This window comes from Pseudoroseicyclus sp. H15 (assembly GCF_054353345.1).
Genome location: NZ_JBTHJE010000003.1, coordinates 37,955 through 63,246 on the forward strand (window position 1 = coordinate 37,955; position 25,292 = coordinate 63,246).

A 25,292-nucleotide genomic window follows, 5' to 3' on the forward strand; every position below is an offset into this window, starting at 1 on the left:
GGCGTCAGATAGGGCGGGGGCCCCAGTCGATCCACCGGCCGTGAAAATCCACCCGGGCGAGTTGCCAGGCTTCGCCCTCCGGCCAGATGCGGGCAATCAGCCCGGCGCCCGCGCCGTTCTGGTCAGCCTCCATGCCCACCCAGGCGAGCGGCGCCTCTGCGCTGGCTGCCGCACCGGCGGCGCGAATGGCTGCTTCGGCCCGCGCTTTCACCTTATCGGGGAAATATTGCCAAGCGATGGTGTGGTAGATCATGTGCCACTGGCCAGGGTGCGGGGTTTGCAGCCGCTCGTCCAGCCAGTCGGCGGCATCGGCGCGGTCGACCTGCGAGGGCGGCAGCGAGAGCGCGGCCTCCGTCAGCTCCAGCCGCTCCGGTTGGTCGGGCCAGAGATAGGCGAGCAGGCGCAGCCTGTCGTCCACGGGGGAGAGCGGGTTCAGATCGGTGCCCCGCGCCGCGACCGTAGTGACGGGCGCGATGACCGGTGCCTCGCCACGCCATTCCGGGCGGAGCGTCAGCGCCGGGCCGGCAGAGCCGAGCAGGCCGGCGGGCGTTTGCACCGCATAGCTGACGAAGTGCAGGTTCAGCCCGGCGGAGGCGCCGAGTTCCGACAGGGTGAAGGGCAGCGCGCGGCGGCTGGCGAGCCAGGCGACGGCGGGCAGCAGGGCGACGGAGCGGCGCACCTCGTTGGTCTGCGGCGGGCTGTGGATAAATTCGTGGATGAAATCCGCCTCGTCCCGCAGGGCAGAGGAGATGCCAGCCTCGAAGGCGGCATCCGCCGGCTCATGCGGCGGGTAGATCGCCGCGAGGCCGGCGCGGTTCTGCAGGCGCAACGCATGCAGCGCGCCGCAGACGCGCAGGGGCACGGAATGGCCGGAGGGAGAGAGATCGCCTTCGAAGCTCTCCAGCCGCTCGATCAGCGTCTCCGGTAGCAGGCCGGGCAGGGCGGTGCAGAGCCGCGCCATGAAGGGCGAGCCGAGATTTTCGCAGGATTTGGCCTGGAATTCAAAGGCTTCGCGCAGCCGGGCCGAGGGGGCGGCGCTCATTTGAACATACCCTTCAGCCGGTAGAACGGCGTCTTGTTCTCTGCCGGCTTCGGCGTTTTCGGCTGCGGCTTCGGCGTTGGCGAGGCCTTCGCCCCGCTGCTCGCCTCGGGCTTCGGGCCGTTGCGTGCCGGGTTCAGACGGCGGTTCACGGCGTTCAGGAAGCCCGGCCCGTCGCCCTTGGCCAGAGCCTCCGCCCCGTCGGCGCAGCCGCGGATCATGTCGTCGAGCCACTCCTCGTCGGCCTTGGGGAAATCGTGCAGCACGTAGCCCGGCACGGCTTCCTTTCGGCCCGGGTGGCCAACACCCATGCGCACGCGCCCGTAGGCCTCGCCGACATGCTGATGGATCGAGCGCAGGCCGTTGTGGCCGGCATGGCCGCCGCCCTGCTTGAGCTTGATCCTGCCGGGGGCGAGGTCGATCTCGTCATGGAAGACGACCAGATCCTCGGGCCCGAGCTTGTAGAAACGCAAAGCCTCGCCCACCGACTGGCCGGAGAGGTTCATGAAGGTTTCCGGCCGCAGCAGCAGCACTTTCTCGCCGCCGAGCACCCCTTCGGTGACAGAGCCCTGAAAGCGCCCGCGCCAGGGCGAGAAGCCGTGGGCAGAGGCAATCTCCTCTACCGCCATGAAGCCGATATTGTGCCGGTTGCGCGCGTATTTGGCGCCCGGATTGCCGAGACCTGCGAAAATTTTCATGGGCTCAGGTTACGACGCCGCGCCGCGGCGCGCCAGATGCGGCGCCAAAGATCGCAGCCAGCCGCGGATCGCCGGGGCTGTGTGCCGCGCCGCCTCGTCCAGCGCGTCTTCTGTCCAGTCGCGCCCCGGCGCTAGCTCGTCCAGCCAGCGCTGGCGGGCGGCCTCTTCGGCGGGCGGCAGGGGCAGGCCGGCGGCGGTGAGCAGGTGCTGATGCAGGGCCTGCACCTCGCGCATCGCGGCAAAGGCCGCCATCATCGGCGCGGTCAGGGCCGGCTCGCTCTGCCAGCTGTGGCCCGCAAAGACTTCCTGCACCACGCGCTGGCCTGCGCCGCCGCAATCATAGGCGACACAGCCGGGAAAGCCGCGCCCATTCAGGCTGTCATGGATCGAGCAGGCATGACCGGAGAGGTTGGGGCAGGGCGAGCCCGCCGGCTTGTCGATGGCGAAGCGCGGCCCCTTGTCGAGCGCCAGCGCCAGGCAGCACAGGGCGGCGCAACGGCTGCAATCAGCGGCGAAGGCCTCGCCAGACACCCCGCCAGAAATGGCAGCGGGGCCCGAAGGCCCCGCGTTTGGATCAGCCATATTGGCCAAGGATCACTCTTCGCTGTCGTCGCCGGCTTCGGCCTCATCGGCCTCGTCCGCATCCTCGGCGTCAGCGGCGCGCAGGCCGGACGGTGCCGAGATGTTGGCGATGACGAAGTTCCGGTCGATCACCGACTTGGCGCCCTTCGGCAGCTCGACGTCGTTGATGTGGATGACATCGCCGACTTCGCAGCCCGTCAGGTCGACGGTGATGTGATCGGGGATATCCCCGGCCACAACGTCCAGCTCCACCTCGGGGCGCACAACCGTGAGCACGCCGCCCTTCTTGATGCCGGGCGCGGCCGCGTGGTTGATGAACTCGACCGCGATGAACAGCTTCACACGGCTCGTGCGGCGCAGGCGCATGAAGTCGACATGCTTGGGCAGGTCTTTCACCACGTCGCGCTCGACGGCGCGGCAGATGACGCGCACGTCTTCCTGACCCTCAACCTTCAGGTTAAAGAGCGTGGAGAGGAAGCGGCCCGCGCGGAGATGCTTCAGCAGGTAGTTGAAGTCCAGGTTGATCGGCAGCGGATCGACACCGCCCCCGTAAACAATGCCAGGCACGTCGCCGTTACGGCGAGCTTGGCGGGCGGCCCCCTTGCCTGTCCCCGCACGTGCCGTGGCGATCAGATCTGGGATCTCACCAGCCATCGGATATTCCTAACTTGTCTGTGGCGCCCTCCTCCAAGGGTGATCAGGCGCCGGTTGAGGGCGCTGCCATAGCGGGGATCGGGGGATTTGAAAAGGGTGTTGTGGGGGGGCGCGGGTTGAGGGGGCGGAGGGGGGCTGTCTGCCCCCCGCTGGCTGCGCCAGCCCCCCCGAGGATTTTGCTGGAGCAAAGACAGGGCGGCTAGGGGAGAGGGCGGCGCAGGCTGACGGAAGTGGGGCGGGCGTAGCCGGGATGGGCGGTGCGGGCGACTTCGGTGAAGCCGAGGGCGGCAAAGGTGGCGTGGTTGTCGGTGAGCTCGACGCGGGTTTGCAGTTCCAGCGCCTCCAGCCCAAGGGCGCGGGCGCGCGCCTCGGCCTGAGAAATGAGGGTGCGGGCAAGGCCGCGGCCTCGGGCTTCGGCGGCGACGGCGAGCTTGCCGAGGTAGAGCGAGGGCGGCTTCGCGGTGAGGAAGAGGCAGGCGATGACGGGGGCGCCGATGGCCCAGACCTCGCCGAGCGCCGCCTGAGCCTCGACATCGGCAAGAGTGAGGCGCTGCATGGAGGAGGGCGGGTCGATCCGGCCTTCCATATAGGCGAATTCGGCCTGGATCAGCGCCAGGACCTCCGCGAGGGCGGGGTCGCCGGGAGAAAGGCGCCTCAGCCCGAGTGCTTCGGCAGGTCGTCGTGCAGGTTGAACCAAGGCAGGCGTTCCTCGTGATGGCTGTGGTGCTGCATCTCGATGCCCGAGGGGTCGTCCAGCAGCGACGCCATGAAATGGATCTCGTCCGGCTCCCTGTCCGAATCATAGGCGATGGCGCTGCCGCAGGTGCCGCAGCTCAGCCAGCCGGTGCCGGGCGAGCTTTCATAGCGGCGGGGCTCTTCCCCCGTCCACGACCAGGCGCCATGCGGCACGCCAAGGTAGGCGGCAACGGGCGCGCCGGTGAAGCGGCGGCAGCTGTCGCAATGGCAATAGGAGCGCCAGTTCTCGTCTCCCTCGTAGGAGAAGGCGGTGGCGCCGCAGAGGCAATGTCCGGAGCGAGTCATTGCGCGACGCTGGAGCGCGGGCGCAGGGGCGTCAAGACGGGGTCGGCGGAGAAATGCAAGTGGAAGGGAACCGATGAGCGGCTTTCTGCGCTGTTCCCGCAACAGCGCGTGAGCGCGTCAGCAACAAGGCGGGGCCAGCCCCGCCATTTACGAGGATCGGACAGTCAAGATGGCTTACTTTTCCATTGCCCTTCTCTTTGCCTATGTCGGTGTCGCTGCTCTGGCGATGACCTGATCAATCTTCTGGCCAGGGCTCGATTGTGAGCTCTGGCCAGAGCGCCTTCTGGCGCGCCGCCTTGGTCTCATGCGTGAGGCGATTCGGGCGGATCGGGTTTGGCGTCACCCGGAAGCTGAAGATGTCCCCCAGCCCGTAAGGGGCTTCCACCTCGAAATCGTCATCCTCCCGCAGGCGCATCCCCACGGCATGGGTGCGGCAGGCGAAGGCGGCTATCGGCTCGCGCGCGTTGGCATAGGGCGGGCAGGGCTGGCCGAAGTGCTGCTCGTACCAGAGGTGCACGCGCGCCTGGTTGCGGATCTCGACCGGCGGGTCTTCGGGGAAGAGGCGGGCGCCGGTACGGATGACGCGGTCCTCCGCCTCCCAGCTCGTGTCGGGGTCGAAGTAGAAGAGGTCGATGTCCTTGACGCCATGGAGCTCGGGCCGGCCCGTGAGGGCGTTCCAGACCTGGTTGTAGAGCGCGCCGGAGACGATCCACCAATCGGGCAGGGCCATCTCGCGGGCGATGTGGAAGGCGCGCATGAGCTTCGGCGAGGCGCGCACGATCTGGATCAGCGCGGCGCGCTGGGCCTCGGGGGAGGCGTCTGCGTAGCGGAGGTGGCTCATAGAAGGGCCGAGATGCGGGCGCGGGCGGAGTTGGACTTGGGAACCCAGAGGCCGCGGTCGATGGCTTCCTGCAGGCGGCGGGCGATCTCGGCGAGGGCGGGGGGGTTGGCCTCTTCGATGAAGGCGCGCGTGTCGTCGTCGGCGAGGAAGGCGGCCTCGCAGAGGTCGAAATGGTGGGCCTTCACGGCGCCGGTCGTGGCGGCGAAGGCGAAGAGGTAGTCGACCGTCGCGGCGATCTCGAAGGCACCCTTGTAGCCGTGGCGTTTGACGCCTTCGATCCACTTGGGGTTGACCACGCGGGCGCGCATGACGCGGGAGATCTCCTCCTCCAGCCGGCGGATGACGGGCCGTTCGGGGCGGGAATGGTCGTTGTGGTAGATGGGGCGGTCGGCGCCCTGCAGCATGGCGACGGCGGCGGCGGCGCCCCCTTCGAACTGGTAGTAATCGTCGCTGTCGAGGAGGTCGTGCTCGCGGTTGTCCTGATTCTGGACGATGGCGTCGGTCTGGCTGAGGCGGGCCTGCAGGCCGGCGCGGTCCTCGGCGCCCTCGCGGCCGGCCTCGTAGGCGTAGCCGCCCCATTGGAGATACGCCTCGGCGAAATCGTCGCGCGAGGACCAGCCGCCTTCGTCGATCAGGGCCTGAAGGCCGGCGCCGTAGGCCCCGGGCTTGGAGCCGTAGACGCGGGGGCCGGGGGAGGCGGTCGCGGGGTTCTCGGCGGCGGGTTCGTCGAGCGCCTGTATGGCCTTGGCGGCTGAGTCGAAGAGGGCGATGAGCTGCGGGAAGGCGTCGCGGAAGAAACCCGAGACGCGGAGCGTGACGTCGACGCGGGGGCGGCCGAGGAGCGAGAGGGGCAGGATCTCGAAGCCGGTGACGCGGCGCGAGGCGGCGTCCCACGTGGGTTTCACGCCCATGAGCGCGAGGCCCTGCGCGATGTCGTCGCCGCCGGTGCGCATGTTGGCCGTGCCCCAGGCGGTGAGCAGCATGGCGCGCGGCCAGTCGCCATGCTCCTGCAGGTAGGTCTCGACGAGGAGGTCGGCGGAATGGCGGCCGATTTGCCAGGCCGTGGGGGTCGGCACGGCGCGGGCGTCGACGGAGTAGAAGTTGCGGCCGGTGGGCAGCACGTCAGGCCGCCCGCGCGTGGGGGCGCCGGAGGGGCCGGGGGCGATGGCGCGGCCGTCGAGGGCGGTGAGCAGGGCCTCTGCTTCCGCCGGGCCGCAGGCGGCGATGGCGGGGGCGAGTTCGGATTGCAGTTCGGCGAGGACGGCGCTGCTCGCGGGCCCGGGCGGGCGCGTCTCGCCATCCGCGAGGCGGAGGGAGAGGGCTTCGAGGCGCTCGACGGTGTCGCCCGTGGTGCGCCAGGGGGCGGGGGCGTCGAGGGCGGTGGGGCGGGGGCCTTGCCACGGGTCGGAGAGGGTGGCGGTGAGCGGGTCGAAGGCGAGGCAGAGGTCGTCCGCGAGGGCGCGGAGGAGCGAGGGGCGCTCGCCGCGGGGCAGGCGGGCGAGGGCGAGGGCGAGGTCGCGGGCCTGGGGGCCCTCGGGCGAGAGGCCGAAGATGTGCAGGCCGTCGCGGATCTGCGCCTCCTTGATCTCGCAGAGCCAGGCGTCGAGGCGCGAGAGGTCATCCGCCGCCGTCAGCCCGGCATCGGCGGCGATGCCGGTGGTCTCGGCGAGGGAGAGGATGTCCTTCGACAGGCGGGCGGCGCGCGAGGGGTCGAGGCTCGCGGCCTCGTAATACTCGTCCACCAGCGCTTCGAGGTCGGCGAGGGGGCCGTAGGTTTCCGCCCGGGTCATCGGCGGAGTGAGGTGGTCGAGCACGACGGCGGCGGTGCGGCGCTTGGCCTGAGAGCCCTCGCCAGGGTCGTTGACGATGAAGGGGTAGAGGTTCGGCAGCGGGCCGAGCGCAATCTCGGGCCAGCAGGTCTCCGACAGGGCGAGGCCCTTGCCGGGCAGCCATTCGAGGTTGCCGTGCTTGCCCATGTGGACGGCAGCATGCGCGCCGAACTCCTCCCGCATCCAGAAGTGGAAGGCGAGGTAGTGGTGCGGCGGGGGGAGATCAGGCGAGTGGTAGGTCTCGTCGGGGTCGATGTTGTAGCCGCGGGCGGGCTGGATGGCGACGGTGGTGTTGCCGAAGGTGTGGGCGGCGAGGGCGAAGGCGGGCTCCGTGGCGGGCGTCGCGGAGCCTTCGGCTGCCTCCGGCGGAGGTATTTGGGGCCAGATGAATGGATCGGCCTCGGGCGGGCCCCAGCGGGTGAGGATCTGCTCCTTCGCCTCCCAGGGGAGGGCGGCGAAGGCCTGCCTGTAGGCGGAGAGGGGGTAGCGGGTGCCGCCGGCGCGCTCGGTGCGGTCGGTGAGCCAGTTGGTGGGGCCGGCCATGAGGGTGGTCATGAGGTCGGCCGAGGTCTCGGGCGCGCCGGTGGTGTCGTAGCCGGCGGAGGCCATCAGGCGGAGCGCCTCGGTGGTGGAGGCGGGCGTGTCGAGGCCGACGCCGTTGGCGAGGCGGCCGTCCTTGTTGGGGTAGTTCGCGAGGACGAGTGCGATGCGGCGCTCGGAGGGAGGCGTGGCGCGCAGGCGCGCCCAGTTCGCGGCGAGGCGGGCGAGGAAGGTGATGCGGTTGCCGTGGGCTGACCATGTGGCGATCTCGCACTCCGTGGCATCGTCGCGGAAGGCGGCGTCCTTGAAGGCGATGGCGCGGGTGATGAGGCGGCCGTCGACCTCCGGCAGCGCCACGTTCATCGCCACGTCGCGGGCGGAGAGGCCGGCGGCGGAGGCCTCCCACATCTCCTGGCTGCCGGCGGCGAGGATGGCCTGCAGGACGGGCGCCTCGTTCGCGGCGGGGCTCGCGAGCGGGTTGCGGCCGGTCGCGCCGGGGGCGGCGGTGGCGAAGGAGGTGAGGTTGAGGATGACGGAGGGCGGGGCCTCGGTGAAGAGGCCTTCGAGCGTTGCGGCGGAGAGGTCGTCCTTCAGGGAGGCGACGAAGACCGGCATCGGGGCGAGGCCGGCGCGCAGGAGCGCCTTGGTGAGCCGGTCCACCGGGGCGAGGCCGCCACCCTGAAGAAGGGCGCGGTAGAAGACGATGGGGACGATGGGGGCGCCCTCGGGCCAGTGGGCACGGAGGTCGGAGAGGGAGGGCTCTGGCTGGCCGGGCCAGTAGAGGCCGGCCTTGAGGAAGGGTTTCGGGCCGGGCGGGCGCGGGGCGTCGTCGATCATGGCGCGGGCATGGGCGAGGAAGCCGGCGGCGTTGGCGGGGCCGCCCTCGGTGAGGAAGCCGTGCAGGGCGCGGTAGTCTTCCGCGCTGATTGTGGAGAGGGCGGCAAGCTCCTCGTCGGGCTTGTCGTCGCCGGGCAGGGCGACGAAGGCGACGCCGGTCTCTGCAAGGTGGGCGGAATACTGGGCGAGCCCGTGCGGCCAGTAGGCCGAGCCGCCGAGGAGGCGGGCGACGACGAGTCGGGATTTCGTGGCGCAGCTCTCGAGGTGCAGGTCCACGCTCATCGGGTGCGAGAGGTGCTGCAGGCGCATGAGGCGGAGCTCGGGCGCGTCCGGCATCTCGGCGCGGGCGATGGAGAGGGCGGCGAGCTCGGTATCGGCGGCGGAGATGACCACCAGATCGGCGGGCGACTGCGTGGTGTCGACCGGGCTCTGGCCATCGCCGATGGCGCCGGGGGTGGCGGCGATCAGGTGCACGGGAGCCTCCGTGGGCGGGGCAATAGGCCGAGGAGCGTCGCGGGCGCGCCGCAGGCTCCGCTCACGTCAGCGCCTTTTCATAGAAGATCGAGCCGGGGCTCTCGGTGTAGGCGCCGTAGGGGCCGCAGAGCGTGTAGCCGAAGCGGCGGTAGAGGCGCTGGGCGGCGTCGAGGCCGGGGCCTGTCTCCAGCCGCAGCCAGGGGAGGGCGGCGGCGCGGGCCTCCTCCTCCAGCCGGGTGAGGAGGGCGGCGGCGACGCCGCGGCCGCGGGCGGCGGCGGAGGTGTAGAGCGACTTGATCTCGCCGTAGCCATCGAAGATCGCCAGCGCGCCGGTGCCGAGCGGCTCGGCGCCCGCCTCGGCGAGGTAGAGGTGGATATGCGGCGCGGCGAGCGCGTCGTGGCTGAGGAAGTTGTTCTGCTCGGGCGGGAACATCGAGCGCATCAGCGCCTGGCTCTCGTTGAGCAAGGCTTCGGCGCCGGGCTCGCGTGGCGAGACCCGGCGGAGGGTGAGCGTGGGGGCCTCGGTCATGCCGCCTCGGCGTGCTCGCCGGCGATGGCCTTGGTGATCGCCGCGCGGTCGAGGCCGGAGAGGCCGATGACGACGAGGCGGCCGGCGCGGGGGTCGGCGCCGAAGGGGCGGTCGAAGTAGCTGTCGACGCGCGGGCCGACGGCCTGGATGGCGAGGCGCATCGGCTTGCCGGTGATGGCGGCGAAGCCCTTGAGGCGCAGGATGTCGTGGGCGGCGATGACCTCGGCTAGGCGGGCGGTGAGGGCCTTGGGGTCGCTCACCTCGGGCAGGTCGACGACGAAGCTCTCGAACTCGTCGTGGCCGTGCTCGTGGTGGTGGTGGTCGTCTTCATCATCGTCGTGGTGATGGTGGTGGACCTCGCCGCGGGCCTCCATATCCCCCTCGGCCGCGGCACCGACGCCGAGCAGCACGTCGACCGGCGGGGTGCCCTTCACGACGCTGACGCCCTTGCGGGCGGCGGCGGTGAGGCGGGCCGTCAGCGGGCCGGCGTCGTCCATCAGGTCGGTCTTGGAGACGACGATCATGTCGGCGCAGGCGAGCTGGTCGTCGAAGAGCTCCGAGAGCGGGGTCTCGTGGTCGATGCTGTCATCGGCGGCGCGCTGGGCCTCCAGCGCGGCATGGTCATGGGCGAAGCGGCCGGCCTCCACCGCTGGGCCGTCGACCAGCACGATGACGCCGTCGACGGTGACCTTCGTGGCGATGCCGGGCCAGGCGAAGGCGCGCACGAGCGGCTGGGGCAGGGCGAGGCCGGAGGTCTCGATGACGATGTGGTCGGGCCGGTCGGGGCGGGCGAGCAGCGCCTCCATCATCGGCAGGAAGTCATCCGCTACGGTGCAGCAGATGCAGCCGTTGGAGAGCTCGACGATATCCTCCTCGCGGCAGGTGGCATCCCCGCAGCCGCGCAGGATCTCGCCATCGACGCCGAGATCGCCGAATTCGTTGATGATGAGCGCGATGCGCCGGCCGTTCGCATTTGCCAGCAGGTGCCGGATCAGCGTCGTCTTGCCGGCGCCGAGGAAGCCGGTGACGATGGTGGCCGGGATGCGGCCCGCACGGGGGGAGGCGGCTCCGGTGGAGCCTTGGGTCAGTGCCATGTCTATCTCCTTCCCGTCCCACCGACGGGGTTGGTTGCGTCATGACAAGGCCGGTCTCCTGGCTGGCGGATCGTGGCGCGCGGCGGCCTTCCCGGGTCTCCTCCCAGTGGCATGTCGCCGGGCGCTCACCGCGGACAGTCGCGGGGGCGGCTGCATTCCGGGCCCTCCTGAGTGGATCAGGCCCGTCGCATTCCCGTTTCACCCCTGGCGGCGTGGCGCCGCACGGCGGGGAACCTTGCTGGCCCGTTTGTGGGCATGGGGAGGAAAGGGGTCAAGGGGCGAAAGCGGCGGATCGGGGCGCGGGGGCGGCAGGGCGCGCGGGCCGGTAGGCGGAGGAGGGGGGCTGTCTGCCCCCCGCCTGCGGCTCCCCCCGAGGATATTTGGACGTCGAAGGGAAATAGGACCGACAATGGGGCCATATCTTGTGGATAAGTTGCGGGCGGCCGCTTGATATGGGCTGTGGCGCGTTGACTCGTGCGGGGAGCGATTGCGAGACTGATCGCAATCAGAAGAATCGCGAGCAGACCACCCGATGCGCTTTACCCGGCTCCGTCTCAATGGCTTCAAGAGCTTCGTTGACCCCACCGATCTGGTGATCGCCGAGGGGCTGACGGGCGTTGTCGGCCCCAATGGCTGCGGCAAGTCTAACCTGCTGGAGGCGCTGCGCTGGGTGATGGGCGAGACCCGGCCCACCGCGATGCGCGGCGGCGGCATGGAAGACGTGATCTTCGCCGGCGCCGCCACTCGCTCGGCCCGCAACCATGCCGAAGTCGCGCTGCATATCGACAACAGCGAGCGGCTCGCCCCCGCCGCCTTCAACGACAGCGACCAGATCGAGATCACGCGGCGCATCACCCGCGACGTCGGCTCGGCCTATCGCCTGTCGGGCAAGGAGGTGCGGGCGCGCGACGTGCAGATGCTCTTCGCCGATGCCTCGACCGGGGCGCATTCGCCGGCGCTGGTGCGGCAGGGGCAGATCAGCGAGCTGATCAATGCCAAGCCGGCGGCGCGGCGGCGCATTCTGGAAGAGGCGGCGGGGATCTCGGGCCTCTACCAGCGGCGCCACGAGGCGGAGCTGAAGCTGAACGGGGCCGAGCAGAACCTCTCGCGCGTCGATGACGTGGTCGAGCAGCTCGCGGGCCAGCTCGCCCAGCTTGCGCGTCAGGCCAAGGCGGCGGCGCGGTATCGAGAGATCGGCGCGAAGCTCCGCGAGGCGGAGGGGCTGCTGCTCTACCGACGCTGGCGCGAGGCGGGCGCGGCGCTGGAAGCTGCCGAGCAGGCGCAGCGACAGCGGGTGCTGGAGGCCTCGCAGGCCGAGGGGGCGTCGCGGGCGGCCGAGGCGGCGCGGGCCAAGGCAGATGAGGCGATGCCGGGGCTGCGCGAGGAAGAGGCCATCGCCGCCGCGCTCGCCCAGCGGCTGGCGCTGGAAGAGAGCCAGCTGGAGGAGGAGGAGCGCCGCGCCGAGGCTGCGATCGCCGGCCTGAAGGCGACGCTCGCCCAGCTGCAGAAGGACGAGGCCCGCGAGGCCGAGCTGCGGGGCGATGCCGAGGAGACGCTCGCCCGGCTCGCGGCGGAGGCGGAGGAGCTGGCGCAGGCCGGCGCCGGCCATGATGCGCGCCTGGCCGAAGAGGCCGAGGCGGCGCGCGAGGCCGCAGAGGCGCTGGCCGGGCGAGAGGCGGCGCTGGGCGAGCGCACCGAGGATGCCGCCCGGCTCGCTGCCCGCCATCAGTCGGCGCAGCGCCTGATCGAAGAGCGCCGGGCGATGGAGACCAAGGCGAAGGAGGCGATGGCCCGCGCGGAAGCTGCCCGGGATGAGGCGGCGAAGGCCTTGGAGGCGGCTGCGTCGGAATATGCGGCGGCCGAGGCGGCGGTGGCCGAGGCCGGCACGCGGGCCGCCGAGGCGGAGACGGCGCTGACGGCGGCGGAGGCGGCGCGCGCCGAGACGCAGGGCGCCGAGGCCGAGGCCCGCGCTGCCCGCTCCGGCGCCGAGGGTGAGGCGAATGCCCTGCGCGCCGAGGTCGCCGCGCTGGAGCGGCTGGTTGAGCGCGACCGCGGCGAAGGCGGGCAGGTGCTCGATCTGCTCTCCGTGGCGCCGGGCTACGAGAAGGCGCTCGGTGCTGCGCTGGCCGACGATCTGCGCGCCCCTCTTATCGGCGATGGCGCCACCGGCTGGGCCGAGCTGCCGGCCTATGAGGCCGCGCCCTCGCTGCCGACCGGGGTCACGCCGCTCGCCGCGCATATGGAGGTGCCGGATGTGCTCGCCCGCCGCATCGCTCAGGTGGGGCTGGTTGCGGCAGGGGAGGGGACGCGGCTGCAGGCGGCGCTTCAGCCCGGCCAGCGGCTGGTATCGCAGGAGGGCGACCTCTGGCGCTGGGACGGCTATCGTGCCGGGGCGGAGGATGCGCCCTCGGCCGCCGCGCTGCGCCTGCAGCAGCTCAACCGCCTCGCCGAGCTGCGCCGTGAGCTGGAGGCGGCGGCGGAGCGGGCCGAGACAGCGGGCGCGGCGCATGCGGCCCTCGCCAGCCGGCTGACCGAAGAGACCGAGGCCGAGAAGGCCGCCCGCGCCGCCCGGCGCGAGGCCGAGGCGGCGGTGGGCGAGGCGAGCCGCCGCGCCTCCCGCGCCGAGGCCGAGCGCAACATCGCCGACGGCAAGCGTGAGAGCGCCGCCCTGGCGCAGGCCCGCCATGAGGCGGAGGCGCGCGAGGCGGCGGAGGCTGTGCGTGCCGCCGAGGCGGGGCTGTCGGAGCTGGGCGATCTCGCTGCCGCCCGCGCCGCGGTGGAAGAGTTGCGCACCGGTGTGGAGGCCTCGCGCCTCGCCATGATCGCCCGCCGCACCGCGCATGACGAGCTGCGCCGCGAGGGCGAGGCGCGCGCCCGGCGCGAGGCCACCATCGCTCGGGAGCGGCAGAGCTGGCAGGAGCGGCTCGATAATGCCGGCACGCGCCGCGCCGATCTGGTGTCGCGGCAGCAGGAGGCGGAAGAGAAGCTGTCCGCGGCAGAGGGCGGCCCCGCCGCCATCGCCGAGAAACGCGCCGGGCTGCAGGGCGCCATCGCCAAGGCCACCGCCCGCAAGACCGCCGCCACCGAGGCGCTGACCACAGGCGAGAAGGCCCTGCGCGAGGCCGCCATCGCCGCCCGCGAGGCCGAAAGCGCTGCCGGCGCCGCCCGCGAGGCTCGCGCCGCTGCCGAGGCTCGCCGCGATGCCACGCGCGAGGCCGTCGCGGGCGCCGCCGACAGGATCGAAGAGGCGCTGGAACAGAGCCCGGAGGAGCTGCGCGAGGCCCTCGGCGAGGCCGTCACCGGCCAGCAGAGCGCCGAGGAGATCGAGACGCAGATCGCCACCTTCCGCCGCCAGCGCGACGCGCTCGGCGCCGTGAACCTGCGCGCCGAAGAGGATTCGCAGGAGGTTTCGGCCGAGCACGACGTTCTGGTGAAGGAGAAGGGCGACCTCGAAGAGGCGATCCGCACGCTCCGCCACGGCATCGCCGCGCTCAACAAGGAGGGCCGCGAGCGCCTGCTGACGGCCTTCGAGCAGGTGAACAGCAACTTCTCGATGCTCTTCACCTCGCTCTTCGGCGGCGGCGATGCGCGGCTGGAGCTGGTGGAATCGGACGACCCGCTCGATGCGGGGCTGGAGATCCTCTGCCAGCCGCCGGGCAAGAAGCTCTCCACCCTGTCGCTGCTGTCGGGCGGCGAGCAGACGCTGACGGCGCTGGCGCTGATCTTCGCGGTGTTCCTCGCCAACCCGGCGCCGATCTGCGTGCTCGACGAGGTGGACGCGCCTTTGGACGACGCCAACGTCACCCGCTTCTGCGACATGCTCGACGAAATGACCCGCCGGACTGAGACGCGCTTCCTCGTCATCACCCACCACGCGGTGACGATGGCGCGGATGGACAGGCTCTTCGGCGTGACCATGGGCGAGCAGGGCGTCAGCCAGCTCGTTTCGGTCGATCTCAAGAAAGCCGAGGCGCTGGTCGCCTGATCCCGCTGCCCTGGCAGGCCTCCCGCCCACCCACCCCGGCGCGCCAGGGCAGCTTGGCGCGAGCGGGCGGTTTGGGGCGGTTGAGGCGTTCGGCGGCGGGGGGAGGTCTCATCACGTCCCGGGCGGCGCGAGGGATTGCGGACGGCCGGGGGCCAGCCCCCGGGCCCCCGAGGTATTTTTGGCCAGATGAAGGAGGGGGCGGGAGGCGGGCGGAGGTGCGCCGGGGCCGGGGGGATGCTGTTGAGAGGCTGTTTGGAGGCTCTGCCCGCGATCAGGCTTGATCGAGGGGCGGGCGAGGGGCCCCGCGTCAGGGTGCTTCGCCCGCCTTTGGCCGACTTGAACCGGGGGGAATCGTAGGGGCGCTATTCTTCGGCCGTGTCGCAGACGGCGGCGACCTGCATCAGGCTCTCGGCCAGGCCGGGCGAGGACAGCTGCTCGTTGAGCGCGGCATGTTCCGCCGTCCAGATCGGCAGCGCCTGGCCGAGGATGTCATGGCCTTCCTCCGTCAGCCGCAGGCGCCGGGCGCGCCGGTCGTCGGGGTCAGGCTCGACGCTGAGGTAACCGCGCCGCTCCAGCGGTTTGAGTGCTGCCGTCAGCGTCGTGCGGTCCATCGCCAGAACATGGGCTACGTCTCCCATGCGCGGCGGCTCCGGCCGGTTGAGCGACATCAGCAGCGAGAATTGTCCGTTCGTCAGCCCCAGCGGCCGGAACGCCAGATCGAAGCGCCGCGCCAGCGCCCGCGCGGCCCGCTGGGCGTGGAGGCACAGGCACGTGTCACGCACATGCAGCGTGTCGGCATAGGTGGGCGGGGTGCGGGGCTCCATCCCTGGAACATGTTTATATCAACAGATGCAGTCAACGGACGCCGGCTCGGTCTCCGCAGCGTCATGCTGCGCTGCATGCATTTGCGCCGCTCGCCGAAGGGCAGGTACGGCGGATTGACGCGGCTGCGGGCACCCGATGAACTCCGCCGGAAAAGATATTGAAATATATGACGATCCGCATTGCACCTCCCGTGCTTGTGAAACCCTGCGAGACCTCTATCCTTGCGCGAAACTTTGCCGGGATGGGAGGCGCTCGTGAAGATCGGGGCACCGAAGGAAACACAAGACGGCGAGGCGCGCGTCGCGATGACACCAGCGTCGGTGAAGGACCTCGCCAAGCTGGGGCACGAGGCCATCGTCGAGGCCGGTGCCGGAGCGAAGGCGGGCTTTACCGATGCGGCCTATGAAGAGGCCGGAGCCGAAATCGCCGCCGATGCCGATGCGCTCTTCGCCGCCGCCGGGGTGATCGTGAAGGTCCGCCCGCCGACGGACGAAGAGGTCGACCGCCTGCACGAGGGGCAGACGCTGATCTCGATGGTCTATCCGGCGCAGAACGAAGCGCTGATGGAGCGGGCCAAGGAGAAGGGCGCGACGCTCGTCGCGATGGACATGGTCCCCCGCATCAGCCGCGCGCAGAAGATGGATGCGCTCAGCTCCATGGCCAATATCGCCGGCTACCGCGCCGTGATCGAGGCCGGCAGCAATTTCGGGCGCTTCTTCACCGGCCAGGTCACCGCCGCCGGCAAGGTGCCGCCTGCCAAGGTGCTGATCGTCGGCGCCGGGGTGGCGGGGCTTGCCGCCATCGGCACCTCCACCTCGCTCGGCGCCGTGACCTATGCCTTCGACGTGCGCCCCGAAGTGGCCGAGCAGATCGAGAGCATGGGCGCCGAGTTCGTCTACCTCGAGTTCGAGGAAGCCTCGCAGGACGGCGCCGCGACGGGCGGCTACGCCGCGCCTTCCAGCCCCGAATTCCGCGAAGCGCAGCTGAAGAAATTCCGCGAGCTGGCGCCGGAGATGGACATCGTCATCACCACCGCGCTGATCCCCGGCCGCGATGCGCCCGTGCTCTGGACGAAGGACATGGTCGAGGCGATGAAGCCCGGCTCTGTCGTTGTCGACCTTGCGGCCGAGCGCGGCGGGAACTGCGAACTGACGGTGAAGGACGAGAAGATCGTCAGCGACAATGGCGTGACCATCGTCGGCTATACCGACTTCCCCAGCCGCATGGCGACGCAGAGCTCGACGCTCTACGCCACCAATATCCGCCATATGCTGACCGACCTGACGCCCGAGAAGGACGGCACGCTCAACCACAACATGGAAGATGACGTGATCCGCGGCGCCACCGTCGTGAAGGATCGCGAAATCACCTGGCCGCCGCCGCCGCCCAAGGTGCCCGCCATTGCGGCGCGCCCGAAGGAGAAGGTGCAAGAGCCGACCCCCGAGGAGAAGCGGGCGAGCGAACTGAAGGCCTTCAAGCAGCAGACCCGCAGCCAGATCACCGTGCTCGGTGTCGGCGCGCTGGTGATGCTGGTGATCGGCGCCTTCGCGCCCGAGACCTTCATGCAGCATTTCATGGTCTTCGCGCTGGCCTGCTTCGTTGGCTTCCAGGTGATCTGGAATGTCAGCCACGCCCTGCACACGCCGCTTATGGCGGTGACGAATGCCATCTCGGGCATCGTCATCCTGGGCGCGCTGCTGCAGATCGGGTCGAGCAACTTCATCGTGGGTCTGCTCGCCTTTGTCTCGGTGCTGATCGCCTCGATCAATATCGTGGGCGGGTTCCTCGTCACCCGGCGCATGCTCGCCATGTTCCAGAAATCCTGAGGAGGCCAGCATGAGCATCGGTTTCGTCGCGGCCTGCTATCTTATCTCGGCCGTCCTGTTCGTTCTCGCCCTCGGCGGCCTCTCCAACCAGGAGAGCGCCAAGCGCGCCATCTGGTACGGCATTGCCGGCATGGCGGTGGCCGTTTTTGCCACCGTCTTTGCGCCCGGGGTCTACAACCTTTTCTTCATCCTGATCGCCATCGCGGCAGGCTCCTTCGCCGGATACATGGTGGCGGGCCGCGTGCAGATGACGGAGATGCCGCAGCTCGTTGCGGCGCTGCACAGCTTCGTCGGCCTCGCCGCGGTGTTCATCGGCCTCTCCGCCGACATCATGCTGAGCCGCGTACAGGAGCTGCAGCTTGCCGGGTCTGACCCGCAGATACTGATCGCGCAGAAAGAGCTGACGGCCTTTGGCGTCAAGCTCTGGATGAAGGATGCGGTCGAGCTGAACATCTTCCATGTCGAGGTGGCCCTTGGCATCTTCATCGGCGCGGTCACCTTCACCGGCTCCGTCGTCGCCTTCGGCAAGCTCGCCGGCCGGGTGAACGGCAAGCCGAGCAAGCTGCCGGGCGGCCATATGCTGAACCTGGCGGCCGCCGTGCTCTGCCTGATCCTCGGCATCATGTTCGTCTCGGGCGCCGGGCTCTGGACGATGGTGCTGGTGGCGCTGCTCGCCGGTTTCATCGGCTGGCACCTGATCATGGGCATCGGCGGCGCCGACATGCCCGTCGTCGTGTCGATGCTGAACAGCTATTCCGGCTGGGCGGCGGCGGCGATCGGCTTCACGCTGGGCAATGACCTGCTGATCGTGACGGGGGCGCTCGTCGGCTCCTCCGGGGCGATCCTGAGCTACATCATGTGCAAGGCGATGAACCGGAAGTTCATCTCGGTGATCCTCGGCGGCTTCGGCGGCACCTCTGGCCCCGCGCAGGAGGTCGAGGGCGAGATGGTGGCGACGGATGTCGATGCCGTGGCCAACCTGCTCGAAGAGGCCGACAGCGTGATCATCATCCCCGGCTACGGCATGGCCGTCGCCCAGGCCCAGCAGCCGGTGGCGGAGCTGACGCGCCGCCTGCGCGCCAAGGGGAAAGAGGTGCGCTTCGCCATCCACCCCGTCGCGGGCCGCCTGCCGGGGCACATGAACGTGCTCCTGGCCGAGGCGAAGGTGCCCTACGACATCGTCATGGAGATGGACGAGATCAATGACGACTTCCCCTCGACGGACGTCGCCATCGTCATCGGCTCCAATGACATCGTGAACCCCGCCGCGCAGGACGACCCCAATTCCCCCATCGCCGGCATGCCGGTGCTGGAAGTGTGGAAGGCCAAGGACGTCATCGTCTCGAAGCGCGGGCAGGGCACGGGCTACTCGGGCATCGAGAACCCGCTCTTCTACAAGGACAACACGCGGATGCTCTACGGCGACGCGAAGAAGAGCGTCGAAGAGCTGCTGACGAAGATCAGCTAGGCGATTGCGGCGGGGCGGCGATAAGCTGCCTCGCCCGCTCAGCCTCCGGCGGCGGGCTCAATCGTCATCCTCTTCGTCATCTTCGTCGTCGTCCTCTCCCGCGATAAAGAGCGGCTCCGCCATCTCGGCGCGCCCGGTGCAGCGGCGGCCCCCGCCTTCGGGGCGGGCCAGATCGTCGGGCAGGCGGGTGGAGGTATCGAGGCAGGCGAGCGCGATCTGCGCCCGCGTCAGCCCTTCGGCGAGATGCAGATCGGCGCCGCGCAGGTCGGCATGGTCGAGATCGGCGCGCTGCAGACGGGCATGGCCAAGCTCCGCGCCCCTCAGGTCGGCATCCTTGAAATCGGCGCCCGTCAGATCGGCGGATTCAAGGTCGGCTCCCATCAGAACGGCCTCTTCCAGTTCGGCACCAGCGAGGTCCGAGCCCTCGAGATCCGCTCCGGTCAGGTCGAGCCCCTTCAGGTCGGCCCCCGACAGCGCGCGCTCCTCCAAGGGCGGGCGCACGATCCCCAGCACCTCCAGCTCGGCCAAGAACGACAGCGCCCGCCCGGCCCGTTCGCCTTCCAGCAGGTGCAGGATCACATCGGTCTGCGCCCGCGCCACTGCGGCACCGGCGGCATCAAGCCCCTCCGGCCGGGCGAGGACGAGATTGCTGATCCGGTCAACATAGCTGAGCAGCGCCTCCTCGGCGGCGCGTTCCTGCTCGATGCGGAACTGCGCGGCGGTGAGGAGCGCGGTGGCGAGCGCCACCATGCTGGGCACGGCGAGCAGGCTGATCCAGTCCCACATCGTCCGGCCTGACAGGCCCATCCATGCAGGGCGCAGGATCAGCCAGGTGATTGCGAGCAGGGCGAAGGCGGCGGCGGCGGCGAGGGCGATCCAGAGCATGGGGGCGATGCTGGACCGGGGAGGGCGCGGGGATCAAGGGTTTGGGGGTGAGGCCGGTTCCGGGGATGCGCGCCGTAGGGTGGGTTTGTAACCCACCATGCTGCAACGATGCCGCTCTCTCCCCTCGCGCGGAATCAAAGGCCGTCGGGCCGACGCGCAGGCGCGAGCCCGCGGGCCGGCGTGCGAAGGGGGACGCTTGTGGCTGGCGGGGGAGGGTGGGTCACAAACCCACCGTCGCGGGGCCGGTCCGTCCTGACGTCGTGACCCGCGGCGGGGTTCACCCCGCCACTACCGGACGCCGCGCCTAAACCCCTTCGCCCACGAAGGCCTTCTCCACCACAAACTCGCGCGGCTCCGAATTGGCGCCCTCGCGCAGGCCCGCCTTCTCCAGCAGCGCCTTGAGATCGACGTTGAACGCCAGGCTCCCGCAGATCATCGCGCGGTCCGTCTCGGGGTTGAGCGGCGGCACACCCAGATCCTCGAACAGCTCTCCGTTCTCGATCAGCGTCGTGATGCGGCCCATCTTGGCGCTCTCTTCGCGGGTCGTCGTGGGGTAGTACTTCAGCTTGTTCAGCCCCTCGCCCAGAAGCTCCTGCATCAGCTCGTCGCTCTTCAGCCCTTCGATCAGCTCGCGGCCATAGGTCAGCTCCTCGACCTCGCGGCAGGTGTGGGTCATGATGACCTCGTCGAAGCGCTCGTAGGTCTCGGGGTCGCGCAGGAGCGAGGCGAAGGGGGCGAAGCCCGTACCCGTCGAGAAGAGGTAGAGCCGCTTGCCGGGCAGGAGCGCGTCATGCACCAGCGTGCCCACGGGCTTGGGGCGCAGGATCACCTGGTCGCCCGGCTGGATGTGCTGCAGCTTCGACGTCAGCGGGCCGTCCTGCACCTTGATCGAGTAGAACTCCAGCTCTTCGTCCCACGAAGGCGAGGCGATGGAATACGCCCGCAGCAGCGGTTTGCCGTTGTCGCCCATCAGGCCGATCATCACGAACTCGCCCGAGCGAAAGCGCAGGCTCGCCGGCCGCGTCACGCGGAAGGCGAACAGACGGTCGGTGTAATGGCGCACCGAGGTGACGGTCTGCGCGTCGGGCAGGGTCATCTTGGCCTTGGTCGGCTGCGTGGCGGATTGGGCTTCGGCTTTGGCGGCGGTCTGATCGGTCATGGCTCTCTCGGTCTGTCGGGGCGGCTGCCCTGGCCTTCGGGCTCTCTCCAGGATGGGTCGGCTCAGGCGGCGGGGCGGCCGCGCAGGCGCGCCTGGTAATCATGCGCCCGCCAGTCGGCCCTGGCCAGCCATTGCTCTTCGGGCTGACGCTCGGCAAGCTCCGGCGAGATCTCGACATCGTCGAACCCGGCCCGGCGCGCCATGGCATATTGGTCGGCGATCACGTGCCCCTGGGCGCGCAGGCGACCTTCAAAGCCCTTCGCCCGCAGTCCGCGGGCCAGGGTGAAGCCGCGCCCGTCGCTGAATGAGGGGAAGGCGATGCGGATCATCGCCGCCTGCTCCCAATGCTCGGGCAGATTGGCGAGATCGGTGTCCGACCCAAGGTCCAGCGGCTCGGCATTGAAGCTGTCGGGCGCGAAGCCTGTGTCGGTGACGATAACGTTCATCTGGCTCTCCTCTGCCGTCTCGGCGACGGTCTTATCAACTTGGGCGGCGACCGGCTGGGCCGGCTCGGTGGTCAGCACCTCGACGCCATCGGGCGACATCTCGGCACGGGGCATCTCACCGGGCGCTTCCTTGCCGCGGACCATCTTGCCGCCGATGAAATGGATGCCGCATTCATCCTTGTCCTGCCCGCGCCAGCGCCCGGCGCGCGGGTCTTCCCCCTCGGCGACGCGGCTGGTGCAGGGCGCGCAGCCGATCGAGGGGTAGCCCTGCGCGACCAGCGGATGCCGGGGCAGACGGTTCTCGGCGATATACTCCTGCACGTCTTTCGGAGTCCAATGGGCGAGCGGGTTGATCTTGATGCGCTTGCCGTCTTCTTCTTCGAAAAAGTTCAGCGTCACCCGCTGGCCGCCCTGGTAGCGCTTGCGGCCGGTGATCCACGAGCCATAGGCGGAGAGCGCGTCTTCCAGCGGCACGGTCTTGCGCAGGTCGCAGCAGGCGTCGGTATTCGCCTTGTGCAGCAGGCCGAAGGGGTCGCGCTTGGCGATCTCCTCCTCGGTCGCCTTGATGACCTGCACGTTGGTCAGATGCAGCCGCTCGGAGAGCTCCTTCTGGTAGGCGAGCGTCTCGGGGAAGAGCATCTCGGTGTCGATGAACAGCACCGGCAGGTCGCGCTGATGCGTCGCCACCATGTGCAGCAGCACCACCGATTCCGCCCCGAAGGACGAGACGAGCGCCACGCGGCCGACCTGCGGGTCTCGCAGCGCGTGCTCCAGAACCGCCGTCGCCGAATGGTGGCGATAGCGATTGTTCAGCGCGTCAACCCGCTCGCCGATGGGGGTATCAAGCGGCATCTTTGGTGTCCGGATAGAGCGCGGCCTTGAAGGGCGCGGGGCCGAGCCGGCGATAGGCCTGCAGGAAGGTCTCCTCCGGCCCCTCGCGCACATCGAGATAGCCAAGCACGAGCCGCTCGATGGCGCCCGTGATCTCCTCGGCGGGAAAGCCGGGGCCGGCGCGCTCGCCGATCGAGGCTGTCTCGGTGGCATCGCCGCCGAGGGTGATCTGGTAATTCTCCACCCCCGCCCGGTCGAGCCCGAGGATGCCGATATGGCCGACATGGTGGTGCCCGCAGGCGTTGATGCAGCCCGAGATCTTCAGCTTCAGCTCGCCGATATCGTGCTCCAGCTTCAGCTCGTCGAAGCGCTCGGCGATCTCCTGCGCGATGGGGATCGAGCGGGCCGTGGCGAGCGAGCAGTAATCCATGCCGGGGCAGGCGATGATGTCGCTGATGAGGCCGAGGTTCGCCGTGGCGAGGTCCACTGCCTTCAGCGCCGAATGCAGCGCCGGCAGGTCGCCCTTGGCGACATGCGGCAGGATGACGTTCTGCTCGTGGCTGATGCGCAGCTCGCCGTAGCTGTAAAGGTCGGCCAGCTCGGCCATCACGCGCATCTGCTCGGCCGTCGCGTCGCCCGGCGTGGCGCCGTGCTTCTTGAGGCTGATGGTGACGATGGTATGGCCCTCGGCCTTGTGGTCGGCGAGGTTCGTATCCGCCCAGGCGCGGAACACCGGGTCAGCCTCTCGCGCGGCCTCATAGGCCTCGGGCGAGACCGTCCGGAAGGACGGGGGAGCGAACGCCTCCTCGATCTCGGCAAGCAATTCCTGATCGGCGCCGCCAAAGGCCTCGCGCGTTTGCAGGAACTTCGCCTCGACCAGCTCGCGGATCTTGTCGATGCCGTTCTCGTGCACGGTGATCTTGATGCGCGCCTTGTACTTGTTGTCGCGCCGGCCAAGCAGGTTGTAAACGCCGACGATGGCCTCGCAATAGGGTAAGAGGTCTTCCTTCGGCAGGAATTCCCGCACCACCTGGCCGATCATCGGCGTCCGGCCAAGGCCGCCGCCCACCAGCACCTCGAAGCCGGGCTCGCCCGCCGCATTGCGCACCATGCGAAGGCCGATGTCATGCGCCTTCACCACGGCGCGATCATTCGGGCTGCCGGTGATGGCGATCTTGAACTTTCGGGGCAGGAACTGGAATTCCGGATGGTCGGTCGACCATTGCCGCAGGAGCTCGGCCACCGGGCGCGGGTCTTCGATCTCGTCGGCGGCGGCGCCGGCGAAATGGTCCGCCGTCACGTTGCGGATCGTGTTGCCCGAGGTCTGAATGGCATGCATCTCGACATCGGCCAGCGCCTCCAGAATGTCGGGCACGTCCTTCAGCTTCGGCCAGTTGAACTGGATGTTCTGCCGGGTGGTGAAGTGGCCGTAGCCCTTGTCCCAGCGCTCGGCGATCATGGCGAGCTGGCGCATCTGGTCGGACCGCAGCGTGCCGTAGGGGATGGCCACGCGCAGCATGTAGGCGTGCAGCTGCAGGTAGAGGCCGTTCATCAGCCGCAGCGGCTTGAACTCGTCTTCCGTCAGCGAGCCGTCGATCCGCCGCTCGACCTGGCCGCGGAACTGGGCGACGCGGCTGCGCACGAAGGCATCGTCGAAGTCATTATAGCGATACATGAATCAGGCCTCCGCCTGCTTGCCGTGTGGGTAGTTCGAGGGCCCGTGCGTGCGGAACTCCTCGCGAAAATGGGTCGGTACCGGGCCCTCGGGGCCGGATTTGGCGTCGGCAAGGTAGGCGCCGACGACGAGGTCGGGCTGGGTGAGGGCGTGGCGCAGGGCCTCGTTGGCCAGCTCCTCCTCCTCGAAGAGCTGCGCCTCGTGCATCTCGCGGCTCCAGCCGCCATCGGCGCGCAGCCAGACGGCATCGCCCTCCAGAAGGGCGTTGGCGGTGACGACCTTGGGAGTGAAGCGGCGGCTCATCGGGCGGTGTCTCTCGTTTTGGGGTAGTCAGGCTGGTTGGCGGCAGGGCCATGCGCGGGCAGGGCGGCGATACCGGGGATCAGGTGGAACGACCAGCCGGCAGCGGAGAGCCGCCGGGCCAGCGCGCCCTCGGCAGCCGGGGCGCCCGGCTCCAGCCAGATCACCTGACGACCGCGCTGCACAGCGCGCCCGGCGCGGGCGGCCGCGGCCTCGATATCGCTGGCCTCAACGCGGATCGCCTCGCGGCGCGCCAGCTCCAGCACCGCATCGGGGGTGCCGGGGGCGTGGATCACCAGATCGGCGGCGTCGAGCGCCTTGCGGGCGGCCAGCGTCATCAGCTCCGGGTCGCCCGGGCCGTAGCCGGCGAGGTCGAGATGGCCGGGCCGCTCGGCCGCATGCTCGTGCTTGGCGAGTAGGGCGTGCAGCCCGCCTTCCAGCGCGGCGGCGCCGCCCTCGGCCAGGCGCGGGCCAACCTGCTGATAATACTCCGCCCAGAAGTCGCGGCGTTTGCGGCCCATGGGAAGCTGGTCTGCAAAGCTGCGAAACGCCTTGCCGACGCGGGCCATCAGCCCAAGCTCGGAGGGCAGGCGGGCTTCGAGATCTTCCTTGATCATCCGCGCCAGCACCGGGGCTGCGCCCTCGGTGCCGATGGCGATGGTGACCGGATCGCGGTCGACCATGGCGGGGGTGATGAAATCGGAGCCGTGCAGATCGTCGACGACATTGACGAGCACGCTCGCCGCGCGACCGAGCCGCGCCGTCTCGCCATCCCGCGCGGCATCGTCCTCGGCGGCGTAGATGAGGGCGGCGCCCTGTGCGTCTTCTGCCGTCATCCTGCGGGTGTGCAGCGTCAGCTTGCCGGCGCGGGCGAGGCGGTGCAGCTCTGGCTTGGCCTCTTCGGCGAAGACCTCGACCTGCGCCGTCGTTTTCAGGATCAGCCGGAGCTTGGCGAGGGCCGTCTCGCCGCCGCCGGCGACAAGCACGCGGCGGGCGTCGAGATCGAGGAAGATCGGGAAGTGCTGCATTGCGGCGTCTCCGTTGTCTGGCCCCGAATATAGAACCCTGTTCCAATTCGGCGCCATGTCTGCGAGGAAATAAGAACGCCCTTCCCGGCCGGGGTGCCCCGCAGGCCGGATGTCCTAGCTTGGGAGGTCAGCCGGAATGTCTGTCCGCATTGACGAGATCGACAGGAAAATCCTCTCGGAATTGCAGCGCGATGCCTCCCGCCCGCTGGAGGAGATCGCCCGCGCCATCGGCTCGTCGAAGACCCCAGTCTGGAACCGCATTCGCAAGATGAAGGAGGCTGGCATCATCGGCGCCCAGGTGGCGCTGGTGGATGCCGAGGCACTTGGCTTCGAGGCCTGCTTCTTCGTGCTGATCCGCACGGCCGAGCACGAGGCCGAGTGGCAACAGCGCTTCCTGAAGGCTCTCCGCGAGCGCCCCGAGGTGCAGGAGGCGCACCGGCTGGCGGGCGATATCGACTACATTCTAAAGGTGCGCGTGAAGAACGCCCGCGCTTACGACGCCTTCTACCAGGCGCTGATCTCGGAGGTGAAAATCCACAACGTGACCGCGCTCCTCTCGATGGAGGAGATCAAGTCGACGGTGGCGCTGCCGATATAGGCGGGTTCGCGGGTTCAGAGGCCGGGGGGCCGTCTGCCCCCCGGACCCCCCGAGAGTATTTTGAAGTAAGCGAGAGCAGTTCACGCCTTGCTAACCAAGATCCGTCAA

The 25,292-nt window shown here is 69.7% G+C and carries 21 protein-coding genes, 1 pseudogene and 1 riboswitch; of the genes and pseudogenes, 4 read left to right on the forward strand and 18 right to left on the reverse strand.

The window, feature by feature from the left end; genetic code table 11:
* Positions 1–4: 4 nt before the first annotated feature.
* The 10 genes from ACXN5S_RS07695 to cobW form a co-directional block, all read right to left on the reverse strand.
* On the reverse strand, positions 5–1,042 hold the full coding sequence (locus ACXN5S_RS07695; protein ID WP_458604838.1) for a DUF2332 domain-containing protein: 1,038 nt from the start codon (positions 1,040–1,042) through the stop codon (positions 5–7).
* Positions 1,039–1,737: an aminoacyl-tRNA hydrolase gene (pth, locus tag ACXN5S_RS07700; RefSeq protein WP_458604839.1), complete on the reverse strand. Its 699-nt coding sequence runs from the start codon at positions 1,735–1,737 to the stop codon at positions 1,039–1,041. Before pth ends, ACXN5S_RS07695 begins: the two co-directional genes overlap by 4 nt.
* 9 nt (positions 1,738–1,746) lie before the next feature.
* Positions 1,747–2,319: a hypothetical protein gene (locus ACXN5S_RS07705; protein ID WP_458604840.1), complete on the reverse strand. Its 573-nt coding sequence runs from the start codon at positions 2,317–2,319 to the stop codon at positions 1,747–1,749.
* Between the two features lie 12 nt (positions 2,320–2,331).
* Positions 2,332–2,973, reverse strand: coding sequence for a 50S ribosomal protein L25/general stress protein Ctc (locus ACXN5S_RS07710; protein ID WP_458604841.1), 642 nt, complete (start codon positions 2,971–2,973; stop codon positions 2,332–2,334).
* A 199-nt stretch (positions 2,974–3,172) separates the two neighbouring features.
* Positions 3,173–3,670, reverse strand: coding sequence for a GNAT family N-acetyltransferase (locus ACXN5S_RS07715; protein ID WP_458604842.1), 498 nt, complete (start codon positions 3,668–3,670; stop codon positions 3,173–3,175).
* Positions 3,628–4,014: a GFA family protein gene (locus ACXN5S_RS07720; RefSeq protein WP_458604843.1), complete on the reverse strand. Its 387-nt coding sequence runs from the start codon at positions 4,012–4,014 to the stop codon at positions 3,628–3,630. The genes ACXN5S_RS07715 and ACXN5S_RS07720 overlap by 43 nt, the downstream gene beginning before the upstream one ends.
* Positions 4,015–4,249: 235 nt before the next feature.
* Positions 4,250–4,855 (reverse strand): nucleotidyltransferase family protein, encoded by a 606-nt coding sequence (locus ACXN5S_RS07725; protein ID WP_458604844.1) that lies wholly within the window; start codon positions 4,853–4,855, stop codon positions 4,250–4,252.
* Positions 4,852–8,535, reverse strand: a complete 3,684-nt coding sequence (gene cobN / locus ACXN5S_RS07730; protein ID WP_458604845.1) for a cobaltochelatase subunit CobN — start codon at positions 8,533–8,535, stop codon at positions 4,852–4,854. Before cobN ends, ACXN5S_RS07725 begins: the two co-directional genes overlap by 4 nt.
* A 61-nt stretch (positions 8,536–8,596) precedes the next feature.
* Positions 8,597–9,064: a GNAT family N-acetyltransferase gene (locus ACXN5S_RS07735; RefSeq protein ID WP_458604846.1), complete on the reverse strand. Its 468-nt coding sequence runs from the start codon at positions 9,062–9,064 to the stop codon at positions 8,597–8,599.
* Positions 9,061–10,158 carry a cobalamin biosynthesis protein CobW gene (cobW, locus tag ACXN5S_RS07740; RefSeq protein ID WP_458604847.1) on the reverse strand — a complete coding sequence of 366 codons (1,098 nt, stop codon included), beginning with the start codon at positions 10,156–10,158 and terminating at the stop codon, positions 9,061–9,063. Before cobW ends, ACXN5S_RS07735 begins: the two co-directional genes overlap by 4 nt.
* 31 nt (positions 10,159–10,189) lie before the next feature.
* A riboswitch (cobalamin riboswitch) is annotated at positions 10,190–10,409 on the reverse strand.
* A gap of 281 nt (positions 10,410–10,690) precedes the next feature.
* Here cobW and smc point away from each other — a divergent pair.
* Entirely contained in the window at positions 10,691–14,143 is a 3,453-nt protein-coding gene (gene smc, locus ACXN5S_RS07745; protein WP_458604848.1) for a chromosome segregation protein SMC, read from the forward strand.
* A 362-nt stretch (positions 14,144–14,505) separates the two neighbouring features.
* Here smc and ACXN5S_RS07750 read toward each other — a convergent pair whose 3' ends face one another.
* Positions 14,506–14,967, reverse strand: coding sequence for a MarR family winged helix-turn-helix transcriptional regulator (locus ACXN5S_RS07750; protein ID WP_458604849.1), 462 nt, complete (start codon positions 14,965–14,967; stop codon positions 14,506–14,508).
* A 255-nt stretch (positions 14,968–15,222) separates the two neighbouring features.
* Here ACXN5S_RS07750 and ACXN5S_RS07755 point away from each other — a divergent pair, with 255 nt between their 5' ends.
* Both ACXN5S_RS07755 and ACXN5S_RS07760 read left to right on the forward strand, forming a co-directional pair.
* Entirely contained in the window at positions 15,223–16,794 is a 1,572-nt protein-coding gene (locus ACXN5S_RS07755) for a Re/Si-specific NAD(P)(+) transhydrogenase subunit alpha (protein WP_458604850.1), read from the forward strand.
* Between the two features lie 10 nt (positions 16,795–16,804).
* Positions 16,805–18,262 carry an NAD(P)(+) transhydrogenase (Re/Si-specific) subunit beta gene (locus ACXN5S_RS07760; protein ID WP_458604851.1) on the forward strand — a complete coding sequence of 486 codons (1,458 nt, stop codon included), beginning with the start codon at positions 16,805–16,807 and terminating at the stop codon, positions 18,260–18,262.
* 57 nt (positions 18,263–18,319) lie between these two features.
* Here the strand turns inward: ACXN5S_RS07760 and ACXN5S_RS07765 are convergent, their stop codons facing one another.
* The 7 genes and pseudogenes from ACXN5S_RS07765 to ACXN5S_RS07795 all read right to left on the reverse strand — a co-directional run bounded on the left by ACXN5S_RS07765 (position 18,320) and on the right by ACXN5S_RS07795 (position 24,586).
* Positions 18,320–19,147 carry a pentapeptide repeat-containing protein gene (locus ACXN5S_RS07765; protein WP_458604852.1) on the reverse strand — a complete coding sequence of 276 codons (828 nt, stop codon included), beginning with the start codon at positions 19,145–19,147 and terminating at the stop codon, positions 18,320–18,322.
* Positions 19,148–19,451: 304 nt separating this feature from the next.
* The gene (locus tag ACXN5S_RS07770) at positions 19,452–20,306 is read right to left on the reverse strand and encodes a ferredoxin--NADP reductase (protein ID WP_458604853.1); all 855 of its coding nucleotides are present in this window, start codon (positions 20,304–20,306) and stop codon (positions 19,452–19,454) included.
* 62 nt (positions 20,307–20,368) lie between these two features.
* Positions 20,369–20,896, reverse strand: coding sequence for a DUF934 domain-containing protein (locus tag ACXN5S_RS07775; RefSeq protein ID WP_458605163.1), 528 nt, complete (start codon positions 20,894–20,896; stop codon positions 20,369–20,371).
* Positions 20,885–21,604 (reverse strand): annotated as a pseudogene (locus ACXN5S_RS07780) (phosphoadenylyl-sulfate reductase); the annotation flags it as partial. The pseudogene ACXN5S_RS07780 and the gene ACXN5S_RS07775, both read right to left, overlap by 12 nt.
* A complete protein-coding gene (locus tag ACXN5S_RS07785; RefSeq protein WP_458604854.1) occupies positions 21,594–23,258 on the reverse strand; it encodes a nitrite/sulfite reductase in 1,665 nt (554 codons plus the stop codon). The pseudogene ACXN5S_RS07780 and the gene ACXN5S_RS07785, both read right to left, overlap by 11 nt.
* 3 nt (positions 23,259–23,261) lie before the next feature.
* Entirely contained in the window at positions 23,262–23,561 is a 300-nt protein-coding gene (locus ACXN5S_RS07790) for a DUF2849 domain-containing protein (protein ID WP_458604855.1), read from the reverse strand.
* Entirely contained in the window at positions 23,558–24,586 is a 1,029-nt protein-coding gene (locus tag ACXN5S_RS07795; protein ID WP_458604856.1) for a siroheme synthase, read from the reverse strand. Before ACXN5S_RS07795 ends, ACXN5S_RS07790 begins: the two co-directional genes overlap by 4 nt.
* Positions 24,587–24,722: 136 nt before the next feature.
* Here ACXN5S_RS07795 and ACXN5S_RS07800 point away from each other — a divergent pair, with 136 nt between their 5' ends.
* Positions 24,723–25,184: an Lrp/AsnC family transcriptional regulator gene (locus ACXN5S_RS07800; protein WP_458604857.1), complete on the forward strand. Its 462-nt coding sequence runs from the start codon at positions 24,723–24,725 to the stop codon at positions 25,182–25,184.
* The last annotated feature ends 108 nt before the right edge of the window (positions 25,185–25,292 follow it).

Excerpts from the sequence above, each read along its gene's own strand:
- ACXN5S_RS07695 (WP_458604838.1), bottom strand. The coding sequence starts at position 1,042 with ATGAGCGCCGCCCCCTCGGCCCGGCTGCGCGAAGCCTTTGAATTCCAG.
- pth (WP_458604839.1), bottom strand. The coding sequence starts at position 1,737 with ATGAAAATTTTCGCAGGTCTCGGCAATCCGGGCGCCAAATACGCGCGC.
- ACXN5S_RS07705 (WP_458604840.1), bottom strand. The coding sequence starts at position 2,319 with ATGGCTGATCCAAACGCGGGGCCTTCGGGCCCCGCTGCCATTTCTGGC.
- ACXN5S_RS07710 (WP_458604841.1), bottom strand. The coding sequence starts at position 2,973 with ATGGCTGGTGAGATCCCAGATCTGATCGCCACGGCACGTGCGGGGACA.
- ACXN5S_RS07720 (WP_458604843.1), bottom strand. The coding sequence starts at position 4,014 with ATGACTCGCTCCGGACATTGCCTCTGCGGCGCCACCGCCTTCTCCTAC.
- ACXN5S_RS07725 (WP_458604844.1), bottom strand. The coding sequence starts at position 4,855 with ATGAGCCACCTCCGCTACGCAGACGCCTCCCCCGAGGCCCAGCGCGCC.
- ACXN5S_RS07735 (WP_458604846.1), bottom strand. The coding sequence starts at position 9,064 with ATGACCGAGGCCCCCACGCTCACCCTCCGCCGGGTCTCGCCACGCGAG.
- cobW (WP_458604847.1), bottom strand. The coding sequence starts at position 10,158 with ATGGCACTGACCCAAGGCTCCACCGGAGCCGCCTCCCCCCGTGCGGGC.
- smc (WP_458604848.1), top strand. The coding sequence starts at position 10,691 with ATGCGCTTTACCCGGCTCCGTCTCAATGGCTTCAAGAGCTTCGTTGAC.
- ACXN5S_RS07750 (WP_458604849.1), bottom strand. The coding sequence starts at position 14,967 with ATGGAGCCCCGCACCCCGCCCACCTATGCCGACACGCTGCATGTGCGT.
- ACXN5S_RS07760 (WP_458604851.1), top strand. The coding sequence starts at position 16,805 with ATGAGCATCGGTTTCGTCGCGGCCTGCTATCTTATCTCGGCCGTCCTG.
- ACXN5S_RS07765 (WP_458604852.1), bottom strand. The coding sequence starts at position 19,147 with ATGCTCTGGATCGCCCTCGCCGCCGCCGCCGCCTTCGCCCTGCTCGCA.
- ACXN5S_RS07770 (WP_458604853.1), bottom strand. The coding sequence starts at position 20,306 with ATGACCGATCAGACCGCCGCCAAAGCCGAAGCCCAATCCGCCACGCAG.
- ACXN5S_RS07775 (WP_458605163.1), bottom strand. The coding sequence starts at position 20,896 with ATGGTCCGCGGCAAGGAAGCGCCCGGTGAGATGCCCCGTGCCGAGATG.
- ACXN5S_RS07785 (WP_458604854.1), bottom strand. The coding sequence starts at position 23,258 with ATGTATCGCTATAATGACTTCGACGATGCCTTCGTGCGCAGCCGCGTC.
- ACXN5S_RS07790 (WP_458604855.1), bottom strand. The coding sequence starts at position 23,561 with ATGAGCCGCCGCTTCACTCCCAAGGTCGTCACCGCCAACGCCCTTCTG.
- ACXN5S_RS07795 (WP_458604856.1), bottom strand. The coding sequence starts at position 24,586 with ATGCAGCACTTCCCGATCTTCCTCGATCTCGACGCCCGCCGCGTGCTT.
- ACXN5S_RS07800 (WP_458604857.1), top strand. The coding sequence starts at position 24,723 with ATGTCTGTCCGCATTGACGAGATCGACAGGAAAATCCTCTCGGAATTG.